The sequence below is a fragment of the Collinsella aerofaciens genome (genome assembly GCF_039062315.1).
In the GTDB taxonomy this organism is placed as follows: Bacteria; Actinomycetota; Coriobacteriia; order Coriobacteriales; family Coriobacteriaceae; genus Collinsella; species Collinsella aerofaciens_BG.
This window is the reverse complement of sequence record NZ_JBCJBG010000006.1, coordinates 101796-127377: the sequence shown is the minus strand read 5'-3', so window position 1 is coordinate 127377 and position 25582 is coordinate 101796. Positions and strand designations below refer to the sequence as shown.

At 59.5% G+C, this 25582-nt stretch carries 25 protein-coding genes; 11 read left to right on the top strand and 14 right to left on the bottom strand.

The window, feature by feature from the left end:
* Positions 1-5: 5 nt before the first annotated feature.
* The 4 genes from ABCP74_RS04950 to ABCP74_RS04935 form a co-directional block, all read right to left on the bottom strand.
* On the bottom strand, positions 6-1124 hold the full coding sequence (locus tag ABCP74_RS04950) for an AAA family ATPase (RefSeq protein ID WP_343000898.1): 1119 nt from the start codon (positions 1122-1124) through the stop codon (positions 6-8).
* Between the two features lie 94 nt (positions 1125-1218).
* Complete coding sequence (locus ABCP74_RS04945) at positions 1219-1980, bottom strand: hypothetical protein (protein ID WP_343000899.1); 762 nt, start codon at positions 1978-1980, stop codon at positions 1219-1221.
* A gap of 24 nt (positions 1981-2004) precedes the next feature.
* The gene (locus ABCP74_RS04940; RefSeq protein ID WP_343000900.1) at positions 2005-3222 is read right to left on the bottom strand and encodes a GTP-binding protein; all 1218 of its coding nucleotides are present in this window, start codon (positions 3220-3222) and stop codon (positions 2005-2007) included.
* Positions 3223-3522: 300 nt separating this feature from the next.
* On the bottom strand, positions 3523-4011 hold the full coding sequence (locus ABCP74_RS04935; RefSeq protein WP_343000901.1) for a GNAT family N-acetyltransferase: 489 nt from the start codon (positions 4009-4011) through the stop codon (positions 3523-3525).
* Between the two features lie 77 nt (positions 4012-4088).
* Between ABCP74_RS04935 and ABCP74_RS04930 the strand changes: the two genes are divergently transcribed.
* Positions 4089-4385, top strand: a complete 297-nt coding sequence (locus ABCP74_RS04930; RefSeq protein ID WP_118081365.1) for a hypothetical protein — start codon at positions 4089-4091, stop codon at positions 4383-4385.
* Positions 4386-4433: 48 nt separating this feature from the next.
* Here ABCP74_RS04930 and ABCP74_RS04925 read toward each other — a convergent pair whose 3' ends face one another.
* On the bottom strand, positions 4434-5138 hold the full coding sequence (locus ABCP74_RS04925; protein WP_343000902.1) for a class I SAM-dependent methyltransferase: 705 nt from the start codon (positions 5136-5138) through the stop codon (positions 4434-4436).
* Positions 5139-5574: 436 nt separating this feature from the next.
* On the opposite strand from ABCP74_RS04925, the gene ABCP74_RS04920 reads away from it, so the two are divergent.
* Positions 5575-5976: a hypothetical protein gene (locus ABCP74_RS04920; RefSeq protein WP_343000903.1), complete on the top strand. Its 402-nt coding sequence runs from the start codon at positions 5575-5577 to the stop codon at positions 5974-5976.
* 128 nt (positions 5977-6104) lie between these two features.
* Here the strand turns inward: ABCP74_RS04920 and ABCP74_RS04915 are convergent, their stop codons facing one another.
* The gene (locus ABCP74_RS04915; protein ID WP_343000904.1) at positions 6105-6920 is read right to left on the bottom strand and encodes a putative RNA methyltransferase; all 816 of its coding nucleotides are present in this window, start codon (positions 6918-6920) and stop codon (positions 6105-6107) included.
* Between the two features lie 178 nt (positions 6921-7098).
* On the opposite strand from ABCP74_RS04915, the gene ABCP74_RS04910 reads away from it, so the two are divergent.
* The gene (locus ABCP74_RS04910; protein ID WP_343000905.1) at positions 7099-8481 is read left to right on the top strand and encodes an MATE family efflux transporter; all 1383 of its coding nucleotides are present in this window, start codon (positions 7099-7101) and stop codon (positions 8479-8481) included.
* A 27-nt stretch (positions 8482-8508) separates the two neighbouring features.
* Here the strand turns inward: ABCP74_RS04910 and ABCP74_RS04905 are convergent, their stop codons facing one another.
* On the bottom strand, positions 8509-9375 hold the full coding sequence (locus ABCP74_RS04905) for a LysR family transcriptional regulator (RefSeq protein WP_343000906.1): 867 nt from the start codon (positions 9373-9375) through the stop codon (positions 8509-8511).
* Between the two features lie 158 nt (positions 9376-9533).
* Between ABCP74_RS04905 and ABCP74_RS04900 the strand changes: the two genes are divergently transcribed.
* Together ABCP74_RS04900 and ABCP74_RS04895 are read left to right on the top strand one after the other, a co-directional pair.
* Positions 9534-10436, top strand: a complete 903-nt coding sequence (locus tag ABCP74_RS04900; RefSeq protein WP_343000907.1) for a DMT family transporter — start codon at positions 9534-9536, stop codon at positions 10434-10436.
* 88 nt (positions 10437-10524) lie between these two features.
* A complete protein-coding gene (locus ABCP74_RS04895) occupies positions 10525-11250 on the top strand; it encodes a uracil-DNA glycosylase (RefSeq protein WP_343000908.1) in 726 nt (241 codons plus the stop codon).
* Positions 11251-11300: 50 nt separating this feature from the next.
* Here the strand turns inward: ABCP74_RS04895 and ABCP74_RS04890 are convergent, their stop codons facing one another.
* The 3 genes from ABCP74_RS04890 to ABCP74_RS04880 all read right to left on the bottom strand — a co-directional run bounded on the left by ABCP74_RS04890 (position 11301) and on the right by ABCP74_RS04880 (position 14482).
* Positions 11301-11981, bottom strand: coding sequence for an SDR family NAD(P)-dependent oxidoreductase (locus ABCP74_RS04890; protein WP_343000909.1), 681 nt, complete (start codon positions 11979-11981; stop codon positions 11301-11303).
* 9 nt (positions 11982-11990) lie between these two features.
* Positions 11991-12713: a VUT family protein gene (locus ABCP74_RS04885; RefSeq protein WP_343000910.1), complete on the bottom strand. Its 723-nt coding sequence runs from the start codon at positions 12711-12713 to the stop codon at positions 11991-11993.
* 155 nt (positions 12714-12868) lie between these two features.
* Entirely contained in the window at positions 12869-14482 is a 1614-nt protein-coding gene (locus ABCP74_RS04880) for a peptide chain release factor 3 (RefSeq protein ID WP_055286676.1), read from the bottom strand.
* A 566-nt stretch (positions 14483-15048) separates the two neighbouring features.
* Here ABCP74_RS04880 and ABCP74_RS04875 point away from each other — a divergent pair.
* From ABCP74_RS04875 to ABCP74_RS04860, 4 genes are all read left to right on the top strand, one after another.
* Complete coding sequence (locus ABCP74_RS04875; RefSeq protein ID WP_117820855.1) at positions 15049-15429, top strand: GntR family transcriptional regulator; 381 nt, start codon at positions 15049-15051, stop codon at positions 15427-15429.
* A 23-nt stretch (positions 15430-15452) separates the two neighbouring features.
* Positions 15453-16334, top strand: coding sequence for an ABC transporter ATP-binding protein (locus ABCP74_RS04870; protein ID WP_343000911.1), 882 nt, complete (start codon positions 15453-15455; stop codon positions 16332-16334).
* Positions 16331-17029 carry an ABC-2 transporter permease gene (locus tag ABCP74_RS04865; protein ID WP_343000912.1) on the top strand — a complete coding sequence of 233 codons (699 nt, stop codon included), beginning with the start codon at positions 16331-16333 and terminating at the stop codon, positions 17027-17029. Before ABCP74_RS04870 ends, ABCP74_RS04865 begins: the two co-directional genes overlap by 4 nt.
* A gap of 271 nt (positions 17030-17300) precedes the next feature.
* Complete coding sequence (locus tag ABCP74_RS04860) at positions 17301-18176, top strand: EamA family transporter (RefSeq protein WP_343000913.1); 876 nt, start codon at positions 17301-17303, stop codon at positions 18174-18176.
* A gap of 94 nt (positions 18177-18270) precedes the next feature.
* Here the strand turns inward: ABCP74_RS04860 and ABCP74_RS04855 are convergent, their stop codons facing one another.
* The 3 genes from ABCP74_RS04855 to ABCP74_RS04845 form a co-directional block, all read right to left on the bottom strand.
* A complete protein-coding gene (locus tag ABCP74_RS04855; RefSeq protein ID WP_343000914.1) occupies positions 18271-19572 on the bottom strand; it encodes a chloride channel protein in 1302 nt (433 codons plus the stop codon).
* Positions 19573-19697: 125 nt separating this feature from the next.
* The gene (locus ABCP74_RS04850; RefSeq protein ID WP_343000915.1) at positions 19698-20231 is read right to left on the bottom strand and encodes an LOG family protein; all 534 of its coding nucleotides are present in this window, start codon (positions 20229-20231) and stop codon (positions 19698-19700) included.
* A 36-nt stretch (positions 20232-20267) separates the two neighbouring features.
* Positions 20268-20693: a potassium channel family protein gene (locus tag ABCP74_RS04845; protein WP_117769866.1), complete on the bottom strand. Its 426-nt coding sequence runs from the start codon at positions 20691-20693 to the stop codon at positions 20268-20270.
* A 214-nt stretch (positions 20694-20907) separates the two neighbouring features.
* On the opposite strand from ABCP74_RS04845, the gene ABCP74_RS04840 reads away from it, so the two are divergent.
* Together ABCP74_RS04840 and ABCP74_RS04835 are read left to right on the top strand one after the other, a co-directional pair.
* Positions 20908-23712 carry an ATP-binding protein gene (locus ABCP74_RS04840; protein WP_343011741.1) on the top strand — a complete coding sequence of 935 codons (2805 nt, stop codon included), beginning with the start codon at positions 20908-20910 and terminating at the stop codon, positions 23710-23712.
* Positions 23713-23754: 42 nt separating this feature from the next.
* Positions 23755-24234 (top strand): pyridoxamine 5'-phosphate oxidase family protein, encoded by a 480-nt coding sequence (locus ABCP74_RS04835; protein WP_055309987.1) that lies wholly within the window; start codon positions 23755-23757, stop codon positions 24232-24234.
* A 94-nt stretch (positions 24235-24328) separates the two neighbouring features.
* Here the strand turns inward: ABCP74_RS04835 and ABCP74_RS04830 are convergent, their stop codons facing one another.
* Positions 24329-25543: a MalY/PatB family protein gene (locus ABCP74_RS04830; RefSeq protein ID WP_343000917.1), complete on the bottom strand. Its 1215-nt coding sequence runs from the start codon at positions 25541-25543 to the stop codon at positions 24329-24331.
* Positions 25544-25582 lie beyond the last annotated feature (39 nt).

Genomic DNA, 25582 nt, shown 5'->3' with positions numbered 1-25582 from the left:
TCACCCTACTCGTACCATAAAATGCGGTCGCGGATATACTCGCCCAGCATGGGCACGGTAAACCGGACGAGGCCGTATCCGGCAGCCTCGATGACGCGCTCGCGAATCAGGCTTGCGCGATATTTGCTCGCCCAGCTTTGGGTGCGATCGCAACGCTCAATGATATCCGCCATGCGAGTCGGTTTGCCCTCGTCAGCCGCCATGGCCTCGATAAAGAGGCGCTGCGGACTGCGCAACCCGTAATACAAGGGAGCGTCGACCGCTTCATAGAACTCGGAGACGGCATCGGCGTAGCCAGCCTCGACATCGCGCCTTTCAATGACTCGCGAGTTGCGCCGGACAGCAGACCGCCACATGTAATAGCCCACCAGCTGAACCATATAGGGATGCCCCATGCTTTTGCGCGCCGCAAGGTCCGCCGTCTCCGCGTCAACGTAAAGACCAGCGTCTTTGACCGTCTGGATATACGAATCGCGCACCTTGGGCAAAGATATCGCCCCCAGCGTACGCTGCTGGGCACGCCGCAAAAACGTCACGCTCGGCTCTTCGAGCAGATCGTCAACCATACTGGGTAAGCCGGCAAAAACAAGCGCAAGGCCGCGCTGGTCGCTATCGGACAAGCCCGTGGCATCCTGGTCTCCGAGCACCTGCTGATAGAGAACGGCAAGAGCCGCCAGCTCCTCGATAGACGCAGATTGAGCCTCGTCAATCGCAAACAGTATGCCCTTGCCTGGACCGAGCCTCTTGAGGCGCTCGTTGACCAGCCCTCGCAACGTCTCGCCCTTTGCTCGCGCCGCCTCGACTGACATCCGCCCAAACGACGGACCGAATTCCATTGACGTCACAACGGGCCTATTCGAGCGAAGCGCGTCGGCCAAGCGGTCGCATAAGCCAAGCGAAGCGGAATCGGAGACAACCGCCCATCCGCGCTCGCTGGCCAGACGTTGCAGCTCCCGCAGGAGAACTGTCTTGCCGCAGCCGCGGTTTCCCGTAATGAGCATGAGCCTGCCCGGCGCTCCGGCGCCGTTATCGAGCCCTTCCTCAAAATCTTCGATGACCGACTCGCGACCAATGAGTATCGGAGGCCGCTTGCCGGCAGTGGGCTTAAAGGGATTTGGATTCATGTCGGACTCCTCGGATTGGCAAACCCTGGTAATAGTTATACCAACTTATACCGAGTTATACCAATAGCATGGAACAAAAGGAACTGCCCCTTTGTCACATGTGGCCGAAAAACTCCGCGTCTGCTGCACGCCAGGGGCGGAAGGTGGCGGGATCGACCTTTACGTGTGCCGCGGCGGGTACGTCGTACCATTTGACCGTGTAACCGGCGCCGTGAGAGCAAAAGACCGAGTCGGGCGTGTTGGGCAGATCGGCCTCGGGCTCATAGGCGGCCGTCTCGATTACGTGCTCGGCATCATGGCAAGCCGCATAGCCGGCGAACTCCAGGTACAGATGCCCGCGACCACTCGTGTAGGCAGCCACCTCCAGCGCATAATCCTGAACCTCGGATGCCGGCACGCGACCCACAATCTTCGCCCGGTCCCCCGCCATCGTCGGCGGCTCGTACTCGGCACCCATGCGCGTGACATCCGAGAGCGCCCGGCCCACGCACTCCCCCGGCACCTCGAGCTCAAAGCGATACCACGGCTCCAACAGCACCGCCGCGCCGGCCTCACGCGCCTGCATGAGCCCCTGGCGAATCGCGCGGTACGTGGCCTGGCGAAAATCGCCGCCCTCGGTGTGTTTGGCATGCGCGCGACCACCCGTGAGCGTAATGCGTACATCGGTGATGGGCGAGCCGGTCAGCACGCCCAGGTGATCGCGCTCCATGGCGTTAGTGAGTGCCAAACGCTGCCAGTTAAGATTGAGCTCGTCGGTCGAGGTCACGGTGCCAAACTGCACGCCCGAACCCGCTGCCAACGGCTCCAGGCGCAGATGCACCTCGGCATAGTGGCGCAGCGGCTCAAAGTGGCCCACGCCCTCAACCGGCTGCGAAATAGTCTACTTATAGAGAATGCCGCCAGACTCAAACGCAACCGAAAGGCCAAAACGATCGGCCAACACCCGCTGCACGACCTCGAGTTGCACAGCGCCCATCAACTGCAAATGAATCTGCTCTAGATGCGTATTCCAGCTTACGCCGAGCATGGGATCTTCGTCCGCCAGCTCAGTCAACGCTTTGAACACCGCATGGACATCGTGTTCGCCCGGAAGCACCGTATAGGTGAGGACCGGCGCAATGACGGGCGCATCGCCCGCGGGCTCCGCGCCCAGGGCGTCCCCTGGGCGAACATGCGCAAGACCCGTCACAGCACAAATACCGCCAGCAGCAACTTCTTGGGCAAGCTCATACTTTTCGCCGTTATAGATGCGTACCTGATCGACCTTCTGCTCCCATGCCTCGGCGCCGGAACGTCCGTCAATCATCTGCTTGGCATGCAGCGTGCCGCCGGTCGCTTTAACCCAAGCCAAGCGCTCGCCGCGATCCCCGCGGCTGACACGATAGACGCGCGCGGCAAACTCCGGAAGCCATGCCTGTTCACGCATCAGCGCGCATATGCCGTCCAGCAGCTCGTCCACGCCTTGGTCCTTGAGCGCCGACCCGGCAAAGCAGGGAAAGAGTTTGCGCTCGGCAACCATGCGCGACAGCGTTGCGACAGAAAGCTCGCCCGCCTCAAGAAACTCCTCGAGCGCTTCTTCGTCTAACGCGGCAGCGTCCTCCTGAACGGCCCCGCCCGCCAGCAGTTCGTTGGCATCCAGGCAGCCCTCGGAAAGACGTTGCCCAAGTTGTGCCAACAAGACATCGCGGCCGGGATTCTCCAAATCGATTTTATTGATATAGATGAACGTCGGGATGTCATAGCGCGCAAGCAGGCGCCACAGGGTTTCGGTGTGCCCCTGCACGCCGTCGTTGGCGCCCACAACTAAAATCGCGTAGTCCAGCGCGCGCAATGTGCGCTCCGCCTCGGCCGAAAAATCGACATGCCCCGGTGCATCCACGAGCATGACGTGGGTATCGCCATGGTCGAGCACGGCCTGCGACGAGAAGATCGTAATGCCACGCTCACGCTCGATCGCGTTCGTGTCCAGATGCGAATCGCCATCGTCCACGCGGCCGCGCTTGCGAATGCGACCCGCGTTGAACAACATGGCCTCGGCCAGCGTGGTCTTGCCGGCATCGACATGCGCCAAGATTCCAACGACCGCTTGCTTCGACATGGCTCTCCTCTTATTGCAAGCCCATCGCATGCGGCAACGGGCATCCTCGTTCCACACTGGATGATACAATGTACGGGCCGGCGGGCGAAGCGAGCCCTATCCCCCGACCGAGCTCATCGCCCCGCGTTGCCGCGCAGCGATTTTCGTAGGTTCGCGCCTTGCGAAAGCCGGCACCTCCCCTTTTTGTCTGCCTGGGCTCATCTGGGGCGATAACAACGCGAGCCCCACAACAACGCGTTTTACCAAAAATGGCCCCACTCGGGGCCATTTTTGGTAAAACGCTGGTATGTGGCTCGGCCTTTATGCCTCGCGCAGCCAATCAAACGCGACGCGCGGCGTACCGTCCGACACATATACGATACCGGCGCGCTTAAACCCGGCCTTGGCGATGGCTCCCTGCATGGGCAGGTTGTCCCGATGCGTGTCGATGCGCAGGTGATCGGCGCGTTCCTTGGCAAAGGCAAACATCGCAGCCGCGATACCGTGCGCGGTGCCATCGGACGCCACACGGTGCAGCACAGCATACGGGGCGTCGCTGCGCCACTGGCCGCCCTCGATCACATCGTAGGAACTGTCCGACCCCGGCAGAAAGGCAAACGTCGCCACCACGCGTCCGTCTTCCTCGCACACATAGCTGCCACCGGCGGCGATATCGGCAGCCAGCTGCTCGCCCGAAGGCGTGCCCTCGGGCCACTGCGTCGTGTTGCCATGTGCGCGCATAAAGGCGCGAGCCGCGTCATAGATGGCCATGACGGCGGGAATGTCGGTATCGAGGGTTTTTCTGATCATCACGCGGCGACCTCACGTTTATTGGTATCACTTTGATTGAGCAATGATACCAACGTTTGGAGAAGGGCGCGAAGCAGATGGGAAGCAAAAAGCGAGCCGCCTGGTCAAAGGCCAAAAGCGAGTTTTTAAGCGCTGCTACCGGCGGCGATATGAGCGACCTGTTTGCACGCGAGGACGAGCGCCGCGACGCCCTGGACGCCGAGCGCGATGAAGCCTGGCGCTACAAATCGTGCGAGCGCAAAAACCGTTACGACACGCGCGCCGAGGCCGAGGCAGTTATGGCCGACTGCGAAAACCGCGGACGCCGCGGGCTGGCCTGCTACAAATGCGAATACTGCGGCGGCTGGCACTTGACGTCGCACCCTTGGAAATAGGCGCCGCATCGGCACGGCATTGACGGAGCGCCAGCCATCGCACGCAAGCTACGGGCGCGGCGGCACCAACACATCGTAGCGAACGGCCTTGCCCGCAAGTTGATAGCTCGGCTTAACGCCGGCAAGCAGCGGCCCCTTCACCGGCCGCTTGATAACGACCTTGCGCGGGCGCGCCGCAAGCGCAGCTTCGACCAGCGTCTCCTCATCGGCGCACGGCTGCTCCAGATGGTGCAAGAGTTGGAACTTCTTTTTCACCGCCGCGCTCTTGGTGCGTTCGGGAAACATGGGATCCAGATATACCACGTCGGGGGCGGCAAGCTCGCCCCGCCCGATCAGCTCAGCTGTATGGCGAAGGCCGGCAATGCTGTCCTCGCCCGCATGTAAGCGCATACGCGCCACGGCTGTCGAAAGCGCCGGTTCATCTGCCGCGCGATCCAAAGCATCCTTGAGAAGCGCCGCGATCACGCAATCCTGCTCATACAGATCGACGGTAAAGCCCGCAGCCGCCAACAGCAGCGAATCCTCGCCAAAGCCCGCCGTGGCGTCAATCGCCCATGGTTGCTCGATGCCTTTTGTGCGCGCAGCCTTCACCAGTAGCTCTTGCTGCAAACGGCCCTGCTTGAGTCGTGGAAGCATGCGGCCAAAATCGGCGCGCAGCTCCATCGTGCCGTCGGTGAGCGTGAGACCCTCGGACTTCCCGATCAGCTCAAGCCCCGCAGCCCGAGCAACAGAAAAGGGATCGACGACGCCCATGGGCACTCCTTAGCAAGCAAAGCGAATACGTGAGCGCCGTTTGTGTTGGCACCCAACCGTTCGCTATTGTCCCACATGCGACATGGTCCACAGCATCGCAATGCAAAGCACCGCCATCAATCCCGTGCACACGGCAGCGATCACAGAATCACCCATGCGCCTTCCCAACGACCGCGGCTCACGCACTTGCCCTGCTCCGTACATCATGACTCCTCCTTGAGACCAGCTCCTTGTTACGGCCTCATCATCGCAGCGCCGCACATGGGCTGCCATCGATTTGGCTTACGTCCAGCTTTCCTTTTTGAAAGGTTGGACCGTACAGGCAAGAGACGCTTTCAAACGCATGCATCGCCCCGTTGAACTACAATGTGCTTCACGATATGTGCCGCAACCTGGGTGCGACAGATTCTCCGCGCCCGCATCGAAAGGACCAGCTATGAGCGCCGCTCGCAAGACACTCAAAATCCTTGCCCTGATTTATTTTGTTCTGGGCATCGCCAGTCTCGTCATTGGAATCGCCGGTATCGCGACCGGCAAGCTCGAGTCCACCTACGGGTCGAACGCCATGCTCGCCGCGGTCGTGCTGGTCGCCAAGGGCGTTGTCGATCTTGCCGCAGGTGTTGCGGGCATCAAGGGCGCCAACAAGCCTTCGCAGGTGGATGGCGCGTTTAAGCTCGGCATCGTTGCCGCAATCGCCACGATTGCGCAGGCCGTGCTCACGCTTCCCGCGCTCGGCGGCAGCGCCGTCAATATTGTCGCCTTTCTCATCGTGGTGTACGACCTGTTCTTTGTTCAGCAGGCACACGCCGTTAAGGCCGAGAACAAGGACCGCCTGTAAGCGCTCGCGTCTCATAACCTCTGCAGCCAAGCAACTAAATAGGGCCGATCGCACATCTCCGCGGTCGGCCCTTTACGTTTGCCCAGATAAAACCTGCCACAATAAATCTGTCCCTTTTTGGCAGGTTGTTAGCTGTGGCGGTACTCGGCGATGATAAAGTCGATATCGGTCTGGAGCGTGTCCAAGTTTGCCAGGCGCTCTTTATCGGCAGGGCGCGTGCGGTAGTAGTACGGCGTCATCTGGAACACCGCCTCGATGTCGGCCTGGGTCTGAAGCGTTATATTCGCAGACACCCGCTGCGTTCCGATCAACTCGAGCTCGGTGGTCTGCGGCAGCTTCTCATCGTTAAGGTACGGTGTGTCGTAGAGCACCTCCTTGAGCCCAAAGAGATGACGGGCACCCGGCACCACGGTATAGAGTGAGCCCTCTGGCGACAGTACGCGGGCAAACTCGCGCTCGTTAAAGGGAGCAAAGAGCTCGGTCACCATATCGAAGGCGCCATCGGCCACGGGGATGTCCTTCATGTTGGCCACGAAGTAGGTCGCATCGCCGCGCTTGGCGGCAAGGCGCACCATCTCTTTGCCCAGGTCAAAGCCGTAAGCATCCACGCCCGGCACCGCGCCCATGGTGCTGGTGTAGTAGCCCTCGCCGCAGCAAATATCGAGCAAGGTCAGCTGCTTGCCCGTATACGCCCCGTGCTCTGCCGCCCGCTCGCGCACCAGCTCGACCATCGCATCGCGCAACGGCGCATAGTAACCGCGGTTCAGAAAGTCGCGACGGCTGCGTGCCTGCGACTTGGGATCGCCCATGGAGTCGCCGCTCTTGGACGAGCGCAGGAGATATAGATAGCCCTCGCGCGCACGGTCAAACCGGTGCCCACCCGCGCATGCAGCACCGCGTTCGTCATCCACCAGCGGCTCATGGCAAACGGGACACAACAACATGGCAACTCCTTAGCGCGAACAACACAACGCCCACCATTGTCGCACGCCTTCCCCGCCTAGTCATTGGGGACGTTCTTGAATGAGTAATCGTTTTAGAACGTCCCCAATGACTAGGCGATTAGGAGTATCATCGTCTGCGCAAATAAGCACAAAAGAGCATGTTAGAGATTGAGAGCGTATGGCTGACACCGTATCTAAGCACATTGACATGACCACCGGATCGCTGTGGCGCAATGTTCCCCTGTTCGCCTTCCCTGTGGCCGCCACGAGCATCTTGGAGCAACTGTCGAACCTCATCGCCACGGTCATCATCGGTAACTTCTCGGGCGACCAGGGAACCCTCGCCATGGCGGCGGTCGGCTCCAATGTTCCGCTTACCAGTCTTATGCTCAACCTGTTTATTGGCATGTCGCTTGGCTCCAACGTGGTCATCGCCAACGCTATCGGCCGCAACGATCAGAACATGGTCAAACGCGCCGTCCACACCTCGATTCTTATGGCACTTGTGGGCTTTGTCGTCATCGCACTGGGCGAGATCTTTGCCGAGCCCATGCTCGCCGCGCTCAACGTTCCCGCCGAAACCATGCCGCTCGCTTCGCTCTACCTACGCGTCTTTTTGCTCAGCATGCCCTCGATCTTGCTTTACAACTTTGAGGCCGCGATCTTCCGCTCCGTCGGCATCACCCGCATGCCGCTGCAGGCGCTTGCCGTGTCCACCGTCCTCAACATTGGCCTGGACCTCATCTTTGTCCCCGTACTCCACTGGGGCGTCGCGGGCGTCGCCATCGCCACCGCCATCGCCTACACCGTCAGCGCCGCTACGCTCTTTATCCGCCTGCTCAAGACCGACTCCGTCGTCCGCGTCACCCCGCGCGACTTAGGCTTAGACCCCGTCGCCCTCAAGCGCATCGTCAAGATCGGCCTGCCCGCCGGCATCCAGAGCGCCGTCTTTGCCGTCGCCAACATCATCATCCAGTCTGCTATCAACAGCCTGGGCACCGAGGTCATGGCGGCATCGAGCGCCGCTATGAGCTTGGAGTACGTATGCTACAACCTGCTCAACAGCTTTAGCCAGGCTTGCACCACCTTTGTGGGACAAAACCACGGTGCCCGCCAGATCGACCGCTGCACCAAAACGCTTAAGGTCTGCCTGGTCGAAGGCGGTATCGTTGCACTCACCACAATCATCGTTATTGTCGGCCTGGGGCGCGAGATCTTGTCGCTCTTTAACAGCGATCCCAACATCGTCTCGATCGGCTATATCCGCGTATGTTCGATCTTCCCGGCGTACGCCTTTAGCATGTTCTACGAAAACATGTCCGGCTACCTGCGCGGCTTTGGCATCTCGCTCACGCCCGCCCTCATCACCATGATCTGCGTCTGCGGCATCCGCTTCTATTGGGTGTTCTGCGTGTTCCCACACTTCCGCACCTTTGCGAACATCATGATGGTCTACCCCATCAGCCTGGGCACCACGGCGTTCTTTATGGTCGTGGCGGTACTACTTTGCCACCCGGCACGCACCTATCGCGTCACCCAAGCCAAAGCGACAGCCCGCTAAACACCGCACTCAACGCCACGCCAGTCATTAATTGACAATATGCGAGCTCATATAGTCGATAAAGCGCCTCGTGGCGATAGGCATGGTGTCCCAGCTGCGCCAGGCGGCCACCACGTCGCGCGAGGGGGCATGCACGATGGGACGTACGCGAATATCGGCCCGCATGCCCTCAACGGTACGGCGATACAGCATGCTCACGCCTAGGCCCTCCTCCACCATCGCCATGATGGTGTAGTCGTCAGTCACCTCACTCGTCACGTGCGGCGACAGCCCATGTGTCGCAAATGCATCGAGCACCAGGCTCTGTTCGCCCTCATCCAGCAGCACAAAGGGCTCGGACGCTAGGTCGGCGAGCGTCACCTTTTCCTTTGCCGCCAGCGGATGCGCGGCCGGCAGCAGCGCCACCAACTCGTCGTGATAGACCACGCGCTTCTCGAGTCCAGCGGTAAATCCGCGCGCCGTAAAGCAAAAGTCAACCACGCCATCGTGCACCCATTGAGCGTTGCGCGTGTAATCGCCCTGCTTGAGGGTAAAGCGTACGCCCGGGTGCAGCGCCCCAAAGTCGCGGATCACACGCGGCAACACGGTTCGGCTCACGTTGGTAAACGTCGCGATGCGAATATCGGTCGACGAAAGCCCCAGCAGTTCCTGGCGCTTGCCCTCAAGCTCGGCCTCGGCAGTTACGATTTGGCGCAGGTACGGCAGATACTGCTTGCCGTCGCGCGTAAGCGACACGCCCTGCTTGCCGCGCTCGATAAGCGTGGTACCCAGCTCGCGCTCGAGCGCCTTGACGGCCTGGCTCACCGCGCTTTGTGTGTAGCCCAGCTCGTCCGCTGCACGTTTCAGACTGCCGCAATCGACCACCATACAAACAATCTGATACCGCGATGCCATCGTGCCTCCACATCAATGCAACCGTAAAACGTTTTGCCAGGGCTTTTTCTACCTACATTAGCATTTCTTAATCATACTGAAGATACATTCGCTTTACTACATTCATATCTGGGAGCAGAATCCTTTTTACGAAACCGTTCTGTAACAAAAGGAGCCCCATGGATCGCAAAAAAGCAATCGCGCTCTCATTTTCCGTTCCCGTCGCATGGGGCTTTTCGTATCCCCTCATGAAGATCGGCATGGACAGCATGAACGCCACGAGCATCGTTGCGCTGCGCTGCATCATCGCCTTTGCGGCCTGCCTGCTGCTCTTCCACAAGCGCGCTTTCCGCATCAATCGCGACCTTGTGGTCCGCGCCGCCATCATCGGCGCCATTATGGCAACCGAGCTCACCTGCATGTGCCTGGGCTCCAGCCTCACCTCTGCCTCCACTGCCGGCTTTTTGCAGAGCCTGACGGTCGTGATCGTGCCGTTTGCCAACGCCGCCCTGCTGTGTCGCGCCCCCGAGCGCAAAGTGCTCGTCGGCACCGCCATCGTCACCTGCGGCATGTTGCTGCTCTCGGGCGCCGACTTCACCAGCCTGAACCCGGGCGCGCTCATCATGCTGCTCTCGGCCTTTATCTATGCCAGCCACATTATCGTGGCCAAGCGCTTTGTCGAAGAAGTCGATCCGCTGTCCCTGGGCGTTTGGCAGCTGGGCTTTGGCGGCTTGTTCTCAGGCATCGCAGCATTCACCTTTGGCGGCTTCACGCTTCCCGGCACGCCGGGCGAGGTCGTGGTCGTCGTCGCACTCGCACTCATCTGCTCTGCCTATGGCTTTATCACCCAAACGCTCGTGCAGCCCCACGTGCCTGCCGAGACCACCGGCTTTGCCTTCTCGCTCGAGCCGGTCTGCTCTGCCGTCTTCTCGTTCTTCCTGGTCGGCGAGGTCCTGAGTCCCATCGCCTTCTTTGGCGCCGCTCTCATCCTCACCGGCGTCATGGTGGCAACCGTCGAGCTTCCGCGCCTTCGCGCACATGGACAGGCTCGCATGGCAGGAGCGCCCGAGCGCGTCTCGTAGACCCCACTCCTTATACAGCCGCGGCATAAAGGCAACCGGTGCGCCTTTACAATAGATGCAAACAGAGCATCTGACGCAAAGGAGCCCCATGGACGCCGCGACCCGCGACCGCAACATAGCAACTTGGTTGGGCGATGCGCCGCAGCCGGTACGTGATACTACGAACCAGCTGCTCGAGCGCATCGCCCTTTTGCGTGCCGAGCAGACCATCTATCCGGCACAAGACGACATTCTCAATGCCCTCGCCTACACGCCGGCCGACCAGGTCAAGGTTGTCATCTTGGGTCAGGACCCCTATCACGGACCCAACCAGGCCATGGGGCTGTCGTTCTCGGTCCCCGCGACGCAAACCAAGTTGCCGCCGAGCCTGCGCAACATTTACAAGGAACTCAAAGCCGATCTGGGCTGCCCCATTCCCGCCACGGGAGACCTAACCCCATGGGCACGGCAGGGCGTCCTGCTCCTCAACACTACGCTCACCGTGCGCGAGCATGCCGCCAACTCGCACGCCAAACTGGGCTGGAGCACGCTCACCGATTACGTTATCGAACGCTGCTGCCAGCTGCCCCAGCCGGTAGTCTTTTTGGCATGGGGCCGCTTTGCCCAACAGATGGTCGAGGGCAAGCTCGTCGCGACCGGCGCGGGCAAGGCGACCGGCAAGTTCTGCCTGGCCTCCACGCACCCCTCACCGCTTTCGGCTAACCGTGCCACGGCAGAACTCCCCGCCTTTATGGGGTCGCGCCCCTTCTCGGCAGCCAATCGGCTACTCGAACAGCACGGCTCGACCCCCGTCAACTGGACTTGCCTCGGCTAAAAATCGATACACCAAAAACGCGCCCGACGGCTTTCCATCGGGCGCGTTTCCTATTCGGGCCAAATAAATTGTGTGCGGCCGGCCTCGCCGCCATCGATCAGCAGGCTCTGCCCGGTCATAAACCGATTGGTCACGCCCACAAAGTAGATCCACTCGGCGATCTCTTGGGCAGTGGCCCAGCGCTTAAGCGGCGTGAGCTCCATGATCTGGTTCCACAGGTACTCGTCTTCCATCACGCAACGGTTGAGCGGCGTTATAACGCCACCCGGGTCCACACTGTTGGCGATGGCTTGCGGTGCCAGGCGGTTTGCAAGGTTCTTGGTGTAGGCGATAACGCCGCCCTTGCTGGCAGCATAGGCGGGAAACTCCGATCCCGTATGCCCGCTCGCCGACCCCACATTGACCACGGATTTGATAGCCGGCGCCGGCTTGGCGGCAAGCCCCTCCCCCACAAAGGCGTAGCGCTCGGTCACGCTGATGGTGCCACACAGGTTGGCGGCGATGTCGTCAGCCGAATCCTGCGTGCCGGCAACATTCACGATTACCTGAGGCTCAAGGTCGCCTGGAAACGAGTTAGGCTCGCGGACATCAACGATCAGATGGCGGTAGCGCTCGTGTTCGATCGCCGCCGGCAGCAGATCAAAGCCCACGACCTCGTGGCCCTCGTCCAAAAAGCGCTGCACGCACGCGGCTCCGATACCGCCCGAAGCGCCCGTGATCAAAACCCGCATACTTGCTCCTTAGGCGGTTGCGTGGCGCTCGAGGTACTCGGCGCCCACGTTCTCGCGCTCCCAGCCGCGCACGACCTTGTAGCCCACGGGGCTCAGGAAGACCTCGCACAGCAGCTCGGCAACAGCGCCGGTCAGCGAGCACATAAGGACCTGTACCCAGGTCCAACCAAAAAACGTGTGGCTTACCACAATGGCAAAGACCAGGTTGTCGATAAACTGGCCAACGCCCGTGGACACATAGGAGCGGAAGGCAAAGCTCGCAAAGTTATTCTTTTTGAGCATACGGCCGAGCGACTGGTTGAGCGTGGAGTTAACCACGGCAGAAATGAGCATTGCCAGCGAAGAGCCCAGCACCACGTACCAGGTGCCACCGATGGTGGCGTTAAGGGCAGTGTTGACCTCGATCATGCCGGTGTCGTAGTAGGCACCCCACATACCGGGCGTGAGCGAGCATGCCCAAAAGCACAGGCTCACGGCCAGGTTAACCAGCAGCGCGAGGATAGAGATTTTAATGGATGCCTTGGCGCCAAAGCGCTTGCAGATCATGTCCTGGCACAAAAACGAGACCCAGCTCACCACAAAGCCGCAATCGAGTGCCAGATACGGCAGGCTGATGAGCTCTTTGTTGGCCAGTAGGTTCATCATGATGACGCTCACGAAAAACAGCGAAACCGTTGCCGCGGGAATGCTCCGCAACAGGACCTTGTAGTCCTCCATGACCTTCTTGATCATTATGTACTCCTTTGGTTTTAGGTTTAACGAGCAGGATATCGGACCCGAACTGCTCGGACGCCCCGGTCTTGAGACGACGGTGGTATGATAGCCGCTCACACGGCATCAGGCAAGCAAACGGCGCGGCAGCCCCGCAGGGCCACCGCGCCGATGCGTTAAAACGCTACGTTGCCAAACTCCGACAGGATAAGGTCGGGATTGTGGTCGGTAGCCCAATCCACGTTCCACGGGCTCGTGAACAGCAGCAGCTTGCCGCCGCGCATGTCCTCGACGCGCAGCGTGTCGCGCGTGAGCGAAAGGCCCGGGATATCGATGGTGTCAGGGTCGTTCTGGATCCAGCGGATGTCCGTATAGGGCAGCGGCTGGCGACGAACCTCAACACGGTACTCGGCCTTGAGACGGCGCTCGAGCACCTCAAACTGCAGCACGCCGACCACGCCCACGATGACGCTCTCCATGCCGGCGCCTAGCTCGCGGAAGATCTGGATGGCACCCTCTTGGGCAAGCTCCTCCATACCCTTGACGAACTGCTTGCGCTTGAGCGTGTCGACCTGCGTAATGCGAGCGAACATCTCGGGGGCAAACGTCGGGATCTGCGGATACTGCACGTGGCGCTTGCCGGAGCACACGGTGTCACCGATGCTAAAGATACCCGGATCGAACAGGCCCACGATATCGCCCGCGTATGCCTCGTCCACGATGGCGCGGTCATCGGCCATCATCGACGTGCCCGTAGCAAGCTTGAGTTTGCGGTTGCCCTGCACGTGGAAGGCATCCATGCCGCGCTCGAACTTACCAGAACAAATGCGCACAAAGGCGATGCGGTCGCGGTGGTTCTTGTCCATGTTGGCCTGGATCTTAAACACAAAGCCGCTAAAGTCGTCGCGGCAGGGATCGACCGGCTCGCTGGTGAGCGTATCGGTATAGGCGCGCGGCGTCGGGGCCAGACGCAGGAACTCCTTGAGGAAGGGCTCCACGCCAAAGTTGGTGAGCGCCGAGCCAAAGAACGCCGGGCTCAGCTTGCCGCAGGCCACGGCATCCAAGTCGAGCTCGTCGCCGGCACCATCGAGCAACTCGATGTCGTCCATCAGGTTCTTGTGGTTTTCCTCGCCGATGAGCTCGTCCATGGAAGGATCGCCCAGCTCGGCCTCGACCTCGGCGACCTTCTTGGTGGCGTTGGCATGACCGTCGCCCTCAAAGGCAATGACGCGACGGGTCTGACGATCGAACACGCCGCGGAAGTTGCGACCGCTGCCGATTGGCCAGTTCATGGGATACGTATTGATACCCAGGACGTTTTCGATCTCTTCCATGAGCTCAAACGGATCGCGAGCCTCGTGATCGAGCTTGTTCACAAAGGTGAAAATGGGAATGTGGCGCAGCGTACAGACCTTAAAGAGCTTTTTGGTCTGGGCCTCGACGCCCTTGGCGCCGTCGATGACCATGACAGCGGCGTCGGCGGCCATAAGGGTACGGTAGGTATCCTCCGAGAAGTCCTGGTGGCCGGGGGTATCGAGGATGTTGACGCAGGCGCCGTTGTAGGTGAACTGCAGCACCGAGGAAGTAACGGAAATACCGCGCTCCTTCTCGATGTCCATCCAGTCCGAGACGGCATGCTTGGCCGAGCTCTTGCCCTTGACCGAGCCGGCAGTCTGGATGCTGCCGGTATAGAGCAGCAGCTTCTCGGTAAGCGTGGTCTTACCGGCGTCCGGGTGGCTGATGATCGCGAATGTGCGGCGCGACGAGATTTCATCCGACAGGCTTGCCATGCGGATCCTTTCTTGCATTGAGTGCATTACGTCGTTGTAACCGCACTATTGTAGCCGCGAAATCTCGCTCTAGGGCGCCTATCAGGACAAATTCATCAGTCAGAACGTGAACGGCTAGTTATCGATAGTATTCTGCAGCAGATTGTCTCAATCTGTAACAGCAGGCGACCCAAAACGGACCCAGATGTTACAGATTGAGACAAACAAACCTGCCCGCCGACACAATCTCAATCTGTAACACCTGACCGCCCAAATTGGGTCTAGCTGTTACAAATCGAGATAAACGGAAAGGCAGGCAGCCAATGTCTCGTTCTGTAACATCTAGCCGCGCAAATCGACTCTTACTGTTACAGATTAAGACAAATAGGCAGGCGGGAAAATAACATCTCAATCTGTAACAGTTGGCGACCAAAAACGGACCCAGATGTTACAGATTGAGATTGTTTTGGAGCAAGCGCGGCGCCGATGGTCTATTCCACATTTAGCTCTTGCATAACTGTGCATAGTGTATATATACTGTGCTTACCGGTTATATACACGTGTAGCCCAACAGCTAAGGAGCCGCTGTGGACATCATCCTATCCAATTCGAGCGATAAGCCCATCTACGAGCAGATAACCTCGCAGGTCAAAGCTCAGATCTTATCGGGCACGCTCGCTGCGGGAGCCAAACTCCCCAGCATCCGTGCACTCGCGAGCGATCTTGGCGTGAGCGTCATCACCACCAAGCGCGCCTACGCCGACCTAGAGCAACTCGGGTTTATCTGCACCGTGCAGGGCAAGGGCTGCTTTGTCGCCGAGGGCAACCAGGAACTCTTGCGCGAAAACCAGCTCTGCCATATCGAAGAGCTACTTGCGAAAGCGGCGAGCCAAGCCGAAACCCTGGGCGTCACGCGCGACAAACTGCACGAGATGCTCGACCTGGTAGCCCCCGAAACCATGCAGTAGCCATCTGAAAGAAAGGCTATACCATGCAAAACCTTTTAGAACTCAAAGGCATCTCACGCCGTGTGAGCGACCGCTTTTCACTACGCGACGTCACGCTCGCTGTGGAGCCCGGCCAGATCGTTGGCTTTGTAGGCGCAAACGGCGCCGGCAAGACAACGACCATTCGCGCCGCGCTCGGGCTTATAAAGCTCGATGCCGGCGAGGTGCACCTGTTTGGGCAGCGCTGTGGCGCCGACGCGCCCGATGAATCGCAACGCCATCTACGCTCCCGCGTCGGTCTTGTCCTGGACACGTGCCCCTTCCCCTCCACGCTCAGGGTGGGCCAGATCGAGTCGCTCGTAGGACCGGCGTACCCCACATGGGACCGCGAAACGTTCGCCGGATTCATCAACCGATTTGGCCTCGATCCCAAGACAAAGGTCAAGGACCTCTCCCGCGGCATGGGCATGAAACTGCAGCTTGCCTGTGCACTCAGCCACAATGCCAAGCTGCTCGTTTTGGACGAAGCCACCGCGGGCCTCGATCCCATGGCACGCGAGGAACTGCTTGATGAGCTGCTTGCCTTTGTCGCCGACGGCCAGCACAGCGTGTTACTCTCGAGCCACATTACGTCCGACCTCGATCGCACCGCTGATCGCGTCATCTGCATCGAAAATGGCTCGATTATTTTTGACCTGCCGCGCGAGGACATTACCGACCGCGCCGGCATCGCCCACTGCACCCAAGCACAGGCCGCCGAGCTTATGGCTTGCGTCGAAGGCGCCCGTGCCGCCCACCACGCCTATAGCGTGGACGTGCTCGTGCCCAACCGTCGCGAAGCGCTCGAGGCCTTTCCCGAGATTCCCTGCGATCGGGCAACCATTGATGACTATCTTCGCCTCACGCTGAAAGGGGCTTCGAAATGAAACGCGCCTTTATGTCCGAGCTCGCCATCGTTCGCTCGCTTGCCCCAAGCATTGCGGGTGTCGGCTTGTTCATATTCGTCGTGCTGACCCTTGCCAACGCATCGGACGGCGATTCCGGCATGAGCGCTGGCGCCTGCGCGGTCAGTGCCATGTCACCCATCATGGTCATGAGCTCGCTGGCCGGCTTCGACAATCAAAACGGTTGGGAGCGCTATCGCGCAACGCTGTCTCTCTCGCGTAAAGACATCATCTGCGCACGCTACCTGAGCATCATTGTCTTCTCGGCTGTCACGGCGTGCGCCGCCGCGCTTCTGAGCATCGTCTCCTTCCCGCTCTTCAACAGCGCGGGTATCCCGTTGACGGGACAGATTGTCTTTGAAATCGCAATCGCCTCGGCAGCATCGATGCTCATCTCCCTCATGATGGTGTTTTTGGCGCAGCCGCTGTTCTTTCGATTTGGTCACATGGAGGCGCTGCGCCTATCCGTTGGCCTGTTTGCCATGCTCGGGTGCCTTGCCATGGCCACGCTGAGCTCCTCCAACCCCATCAGCAACTGGCTCATGTCGATTGCCGGAGCGAATCCCGATCCTGCCGTTCTGGGCTGTCTGTGCGCAGGAATTGCCGTGCTGGCCCTCGCGCTATGTGCAATCAGCTGCACCGTCAGCACCAAGGTCTATCGAGTACGCGATCTGTAATCGACAGCTAAAGGACTTGGGCGGCACCCCACCTCATTTACTAGATAAGACGAAGCAGCAACAACGCCGCCGCCCTTCGAAGCATGCCGTTTAGATCTTGGAAACCAAAGAGAAGTCGACAGCATATCGACAATTCGAGCCTTCACCAAATGGCTCCCCGGAACATAACCCCCGTCTCGCCGCGGCCATATCAAACCTTCATGGTGGGGCGGTATCCTCATGTCCATAAAACTCGCAGGATAAACCCATTATCCAAGGAGGCACCGCACCCGTGTCGTGGGTTGTCGCAGCATTTGCGTCAGCATTCTTTGCCGGCATCACATCCATCTTGGCCAAATGCGGCATCAAGCAGACCGACTCCGATGTCGCGACGACCATTCGCACCTGCGTGGTGCTCGTTTTCGCCTGGGCAATGGCGGGCATTTCTGGATCCATTGGAACCATTGGCAGCATCGAACCCAGATCCTGGCTCTTTCTCGTCCTCTCGGGACTCGCTACCGGTGCTTCGTGGATCTGTTACTTTAAGGCGTTGAGCATCGGAAATGTCAATAAGGTCGTACCGGTCGACAAGATGAGCACCGTGCTCGCCGCGCTGGTCGCCATCGCGCTTTTTGACGAGACGAGCAACCTTGCGGTTAAGCTCGTGGGAACCGCTGTCATCACCCTCGGCACGTTTTTAATGATCGAGAAGAAGCAGTCCGCCGAACCCGAGCAGCAGCAAGACCGAACCTGGCTCGCTTACGCCCTCGGCGCCGCCGTGTTCGCGGCACTCACCTCCGTCCTCGCCAAGATCGGCATCGAAGGCGTCGAGTCAAACCTGGCCACGGCAATCCGCACCTGCGTGGTACTGGTTATGGCATGGGCAATCGTGGCAGCCAAGGGAAAACTGGAGCAGGTCGCGCACGTTGACCGGCGCGAACTCACATTTCTCGCAACATCGGGCATCGCGACTGGAGCATCGTGGCTGCTCTATTACTATGCCATCGCTGCAGGCCAGGTGAGTGTCGTGGTGCAGATCGACAAACTATCGATTGTCGTATCGGTGCTATTTGCGCGCCTGGCATTCAACGAAAAACTCTCCCGCCGCAGCGCCATCGGTCTCGCCCTCATCGTACTGGGCACCGCCGCGCTTGCAATTTGGAAGTAGCGCCGATACCGAACGAAATCCAGTCCACCCGTAAATCCGTGACACAGCGCCCGCACCGGACTTGAGATGTTTGCACTGACTGCGCGCTGCCGCGCTACTTGCGCAGCGGCTTGGGCAGCGGAATGCCGGCGGCGATGGCTGCGGCGATGATCATGCAGACGATACCCTTGAGCGGGAAGCACATGAGAAGCAGGCCCACGACCATGACCGGCTGACGCATGACCGCACCCATCGTCGATGCCGTGCAGACGGCGACGCAAAAGACCGGATCGGCACCGGTAAGAATGGCAAGGCCGTAGCCCAAGCTCACACCCGAGAAGATAACCGGGAAGAAGTGGCCACCACGCCAACCAAGGTTGATAAGGGCGGGCGTCAGCATGGCCTTGACCAGACCGGTCGCGATAAGCACGCCGGCGGGAATGGTGAGGTAGGTTTCCATGAGCACGTCGGCCTGGGTCTCGCCGGCAAACATGGTGTAGGGCAAAACCGTGCCGCAGATGGCGAGCGCCAGACCGGCCAGCATGGCTTTGACGACAGGGCGCTCCCCTATGGCATGGGCAAACGCTTCGCTCGCGTGCTCAGAGACAAAGTACAGCCAGCCGCAGATTGTTCCGATCAGCGACAGAGGGATGAGCCAGGTAAGCTCCAGGTTGCCCACCTCGGCGGACTCGAACCTGGGCATGCCCATGCCGCCGCCCATAAGCTGGCCGAGCAGCAGATAGGTGCCCAGGCCGCCGGCAATCGCAATACCGTAGACCACAGTCTTCTGTGCCTTGGGCAGCTTGATGGTGATCTCGCCGGACGCGGACTCATCGTCATTAGCACCCTGGCCGTCGGCGCTACCGGCGAGCGGCGCCACAAAGCCAAAGACGGGCGCGGTAAAGAGCGCCGTCAGCGCGGCCTGGGTGCCCAACAGCGTGAGCTCCCTAAACTCGGCGCCAAAGCGGCGCATGCGGTCGCCGACCCAGCTGCACAGACCCGCGATAACGCCGGTCAGGCCGGCCTCCGGTCCAATACTTCCGCCAAACAGCAGCGGCAGCAATGCCGCGATCGAAAGCTTGCCCAGGTTGTCGTACGGGTAGCGCCCGTCTTGCTTAACCTTAGCCATCACCTGGTTGAGGTCGTCGGTCTTGGTGCCCGTAAGCTTTTCGTACAGACCGATCAGCAGGCCGCCCAGCAGGCAGACAAAAAACGGATACGGCAGAAAACCGAACGGGCCGCTGGCGAGTTCGGGCGACGCCGCGCCCAGCATGTGGGGGATCTCGGTCCACAGATAGTCGATACCGTGCTCCATCGCAAAAAAGAACAGCCAGACCGCGGCACCTGCGAACGCACCGGTCACGGCAACGCTAACTAAAAACAGCGCGCGGTTTGTGGGTTTGGCAAGGTTGTCCATCGGGTCCTCCCGCGGTCAAAGTCGACATAATTACGTTTTATTGTAGAGCGAGCGTTACCCAGACAAGCCAACCATCTGCGCCACAAACGGCACCATTGGGAGTCATAGTGGGGCAGGCTCAAGACTTATCCGTTGATAATCGAGACAATCTCGCGCAAATCGCCGGCAAAGTAGATGCCGTGCTGGCGCCTCAGGCTCGAAAGCCCTTTATCAATCATGCGCCCGAGCAGCGCCTTGAGGTCGTTGTAGTAACCGTCAAGGTTATACAGGATGCACGGAGCACTCAGGTGCCCCAACGACACCGCGGACATGACCTCGGCAATCTCCTCGAGCGTGCCCGTCCCACCGGGAAAGGCGATGAACGCATCGCCGAGCTCAATCATCTTGGCTTTGCGCTCGGCCATATCGCTCGTCACGATGAGGTCATCGATGCCGTCGTGCTGAAACTCGGCCTCTATAAAAAAGCTCGGCTCAACGCCCGTCACGTGTCCACCTGCCTCGAGTACGCTATCGGCGAGCGCGCCCATCAGGCCCGATTTGGACCCGCCGTATACCAGCGCGTGCCCGTTGGAGCCAATCCAGTTGCCCAGCTCTTGCACCGCAGGCAGAAACGCCGGGTCATTGCCGACGCTGGCGCCCAGGTATACCGTGATATTCATATTCAGTCCCCCTCGTCGTGACGCGCGGCGCCCGTTCTAGCGTTGGCGTCGGCGATATTCGCGCACACGGCGCGACAGGTCGGCGAGCTCGTCACGATCGAGCTCTTCCAAATGCTCCAGATCGTCCATAAAGCGCGCCATGGTGTCCTTTTGGCGCAGCTTGATGAGCGTATTGCAGTAGTTCACCGCCACACCCGTGAGCATGGCAATGTAGAAGATGCTGATGACGCTCAGGACGACGGTAATAGCACGGGCGACCGGCGTTTCGGCCGGGATATCGCCAAAGCCGATGGTCGAGACGGTCTCAAAGCTAAACCAGAGACCATCGCCAAACGTAAGGGTCGTGGGCTCGGACAGCCAGACAGCCGTCGAGCACAGCAGATAGAAGACGAGGAACAGGCCCGTGATACGCACGAAACCGGCCTGGCGCAAAACATCGGCAAGCGTCCTCAGCTTTTTCATCGCGACCCCTTTTCCCCAGACGCCCAATCACGTTTGCTCGGTATTGTCCCACAACCGGCAGTTAGGCAACCGGCAGTTAGGGACGTTCCTTTTGTGCCGGCAGAAAGGGACTGTCCCCAACTGCCGGGCGAGACCGTTTAGCGGTGCAGCTGCCGACTGGGCAGGCTGAACTGGTATCCTTATGCGGAAATGTCTCGATTCGTTAGGTTTGCATGTGAGAGCTTCCGCTGCCCTTCGTTCAGTTATATATCGCACTCTGGCTGTCGCGCTTACCGCGCTCGCCGTGCTGAGCGCCGTCATGCCCGTCCCCGCCTTTGCCGCCGACTCTGGCCAGCAGGTCAAGACGGTCCGTGTTGGTTGGCTCGTCAACAACAAAGGCTTCCAGGAGGGCACGCCGGGCGAGCGCCTTTCGGGCTGGGGTTATGACTACCTACAAACGCTGTCATACTACACGCCGGGCTGGCAATACGAATACGTCTCCGGCACCTTCGCCGAGCTTATGGACATGCTCGAGGCGGGCGAGATCGACCTCATGCCCAATATCTCCTACTCCGAGGAACGCGCCCAAAAGTTGCTCTTTTCCTCGAACCCCGAGGGCACCGAGCGCTACTACATCTACGCCAAGCCCGATCGCGACGACCTGGCCAAGGGTGACCCCCGAGCGCTTCAGGGCCTTACTATCGGCTGCAACCCCGGCGCTATGCAAACCTTCGTCGGCCAGCAGTGGCTCGTCAACGAAGGCATCACCTGTACCTATAAAGAAATCAGCACCGGCAATGCCCTCTTTGACGCGCTCGCAGACGGCGAGGTCGACGCCGTCATCATGAACGACACCATCTCGTCGCCCGATGCGTCGCCCATGTTCTACGTTGGCTCGAGTGACTACTATTTTGCCGTCCCCAAAAGCCGCCCCGACCTGATGAACGATATCAATGCCGCCATGACGGCAATCGCCCGCGTCAACCCACGCTACAACGACGAGGTCAAGGCGAATTACTCGGCCCAAAACAGCGGCTCATCATCGCTCACCGGCCCCGAGCGCTCCTGGCTCAAAGCAAACGACAACACCATCACGATCGGCTATCTTAAAAACAAACTCCCCTACTGCACGCAAAATGACGACGGCGAAATGGAAGGGTCGCTCGCCTCGCTTGCAACGACGTTGCACGACAAGTTTGGCATTACGGTTGCAACAGTAGCGTTCTCGAACAACGAGCAAATGACCAAAGCCCTTTCCACAGGGACCATCGATGTCGCCCTACCGTTGTTTCGCGACTACTGGCTTGCCGAGCAGGCAGGGGTCATCCTGTCAAACCCGATGGGAACGGTTTCCCTAGCCGCCATTCACAGCAGCAGCAACCTGAACAGTGACCTTAAGAACATCGCTTGCACAGCAGACGCGATCGTCAACCGTTTTGAGCTCGCAAACCTATTCCCCAACGCAAAGGTAACCGAGTATCCGAATGACAACGAGGCACGCGAAGCCCTCAATAAGGGGGAGGCAAGTTGCATCATTGTCCCCAGCACGCGCTTGAAAACCATCCGCGACACCTACGATATCGAGGATTTCCAAACACAGGAGCTCACCGACACGGCACAGCTATCGTGTTTGATTTCGCGCGGCAAGCCCGTGCTGTTGGGAATCATTAATAAGGGCATCGTCAATGCTGGCGAATCGCTCTCTGCAAGCAGTTATTCCCCCACATCGTACTCGGCGCAAGAATCGGATGCGTTTCGACTTCTCTACCGCAACCGCATCGTCATTGCGGCAGTCGTCATCTGCATTTTGCTCACCGGCATCGTCATCCTTGTCTGGTCGCTTCACCGCGCGCAGAAAGAACAGCAGAAAGCCGATGCCGCCAACGCCGCTAAGACGGCATTCCTCACGCGCATGAGCCACGACATCCGTACGCCACTCAACGGCATCCTGGGTCTTATCGAAATTGAGGAATTGAAAGACGGCGACATGCAGGCCGCCCGCGAAAGCCGCGCCAAGGCGCGTGTTGCCGCCAATCACCTACTCTCGCTGATCAACGACATCCTCGAGATGGGCAAAATCGAAGACCGCAAGCTAACTCTGGAACATGCGCCTTTTAACCTCAAAGAGCTCTGTGACGATACGCTGGTGCTGTGCAAGCTCCGCGCATCCGATAACGGCATCACAATGCAGGACAATAGTCTGCCGTACGCCACGGGGCCATACATGATCGGCAGTCCCACCCATATCCGACAGATCATAATCAACCTGTTAGACAACAGCATTAAGTACAACAAGCGCGGCGGCTCCGTCACCTTTAGTTCAAAGACCAAGCCACTCGATGATGGGCGCGCGCTCTTTTGCTTTAGCGTTTCGGATACCGGCATTGGCATGGCTCCCGAGTTTTTAAAGCATATCTATGAACCGTTTGCCCAAGAAGGTGACGATGCGCGCAGCAAGTTCCAAGGAACCGGCATGGGCATGCCAATCGTCAAGTCGCTTATTGAACTGATGGGCGGTACGATTGAGATTTCGAGTGAGGTTGGCGTGGGGAGTACGTTCAACGTCCAGATTCCGCTCGATATCGACAAGAACCCTCAGGCGCGGGCAGATACGGTCGAGAGGGTGCTCGACTGCTCGCTCGCCGACATGAACGTGTTGCTCGCCGAAGACAACGAATTGAATGCCGAGATTGCCCAGACGCTGCTAGAATCCGAGGGCGTCGTGGTCACCCGCGCCGCCAATGGCAACGAAGTCGTCGATCTGTACCTGTCACATCCCGCCGGCAGCTTCGATGCGATTCTGATGGACATCATGATGCCGGGCATGGACGGCTATGAGGCAACCCGCGCGATTCGTCTGAGCGAGAAGGTCGATGCAGCCGATATCCCCATCATCGCGCTCACCGCCAACGCCTTTGCCGAGGACGCCAAGGCGGCACACGATGCCGGCATGAACGCCCATCTGTCCAAACCGCTCGACTTTAACAAGCTCAAAAACATACTCGCCCGCATCAAGAAAAACGGATCCGTTTCGCTATAGTTTGTGCTCAACCACCACGCACGACCAGAAAGGAAGCCAACGATGTTTAGGCCCTTACGTCGAAAGAAACGCGCCATCACCGACGAGGAAGCGCGCGAACTGCTCGCTACCTGCAAGCGCGGCGTCTTTGCCGTCAACGGCGACGATGGCTACCCGTACGCCATTCCCGTCAACTACTTCTTTGACGCCGAGCACGACAAGATTTATTTCCATGGCGCCAAGGCTGGCCACAAGGTCGACGCACTCAAGCGCGATGACAAGGTCTGCTTTACCGTTTACGGCAACGAGTGGTACCAGGACGGTGACTGGGCTCCATACGTTATGAGTACCGTGGTCTTTGGCCGCTGTCGCCTGGCAAATGACACTCCCGCGTTTATCGAGGACAAAGTCCGCCAGCTCGCGCTTAAGTACTACCCTTCTGCCGAGGAAGTCGAAGAGGAAATCGCCAAAGACATCAAGGGCGTCCAGCTCTACGAGATTACAATTGAGCATCTTTGCGGCAAGCAGATTCAAGAAAAGTAAGCCTCTCAGCAGGTCTGCGCCCAATGGTTACAGATGCCTTACCACACGGGGCCTTCTAGCCAACTTGGCAGAAGGCCCCACATGCAGCGCACGCTTACCGTGCATTAAAAACGTAGCGGTCCAGGCGGTCGCACGCTTCCCTCACGCGCGAAAGCGGCAGCGCCAGATTCACGCGAATGTGGCAGGGCCCGTGGAACGGACGGCCGTCCTGATACCCCACGCCCACGCGCGCCCCCTCGTCGAGCAGCCACTGAATATCGCGGCCATGCTCGCGGCACCACTCGGTGCAGTCCAGAAACACCATGTACGTGCCCTGCGGACGCGAATAGGACACGCCCTCAAAATGCTCGTCCACGTAATCGCAGAAGTACTCGATATTGCCGGCAAGCACCTGGTTGAGCTCGTCCACCCACTCGTAGCCTTGCGGCTGGTAGGCACCGATAAGCGCATGCATGGAGAGGACATTCATCTCGTTGTAGTGAGTCTTGTTGGACACGGCGCACACGCGGTCTCGCAGTGTTTCGTTATAGATGATGTGGTAGCTGCCGACCAGACCCGCCAGGTTAAACGTCTTGCTGGGCGCGTAGAGGGCAACCGTGCGCATGCGAGCATCCTCGCTCACCGACTGCGTCGGGATGTGCTTGTGTCCCGGCAGGATGATATCGGACCAAATCTCGTCCGAGATCACCACGCAATCGTGCTGGCGATAAATGTCCATGGCGCGCTCGATCTCGTCGCGCTCCCATACGCGGCCGCAGGGATTGTGCGGCGAGCAGAACACCGCGGCATGAATGTGGTTTTGGGCGAGTTTGCACTCCATGTCCTCAAAGTCCATGCGCCACACGCCTTGGTCGTCGAGTTTAAGCGGGCTGTGGACAATACGATAGCCCGCGGCTTCGATGGACTTGGTAAAGCCGATGTAGGTGGGGCTGTGGACCAGCACCGCATCGCCCGGCTGAACATACGCACGCAGCGTCGACACGACACCGCCCAGCACACCGTTTTCGTAGCCGATATGCTCGGGCGCCAGGCCCTCAACGCCGTTGCGACGGCTCTGCCATTCGATGATGCGGTCGAAGTACTCGGCGCGCGGGTTAAAGTAGCCAAACATGGGGTGCTGAGCGCGCTGAATGATGTGCTCCTGGACCGTGGGCACCGTGGCAAAATTCATGTCGGCCACCCACATGGGAATGCGGTCGAAGCCCTCGTCGGGTGCGTTCGGAGCCATACCGGGGATCTCGCCCCAGGAGTCAACGGCGATGGAGTCCATGCCGTGGCGGTCGATAAGCGAGCTAAAGTCGTATTTCATGCTGAGCCCCCGTGCAAAGTGATTGTTTTGGTAGGCGTT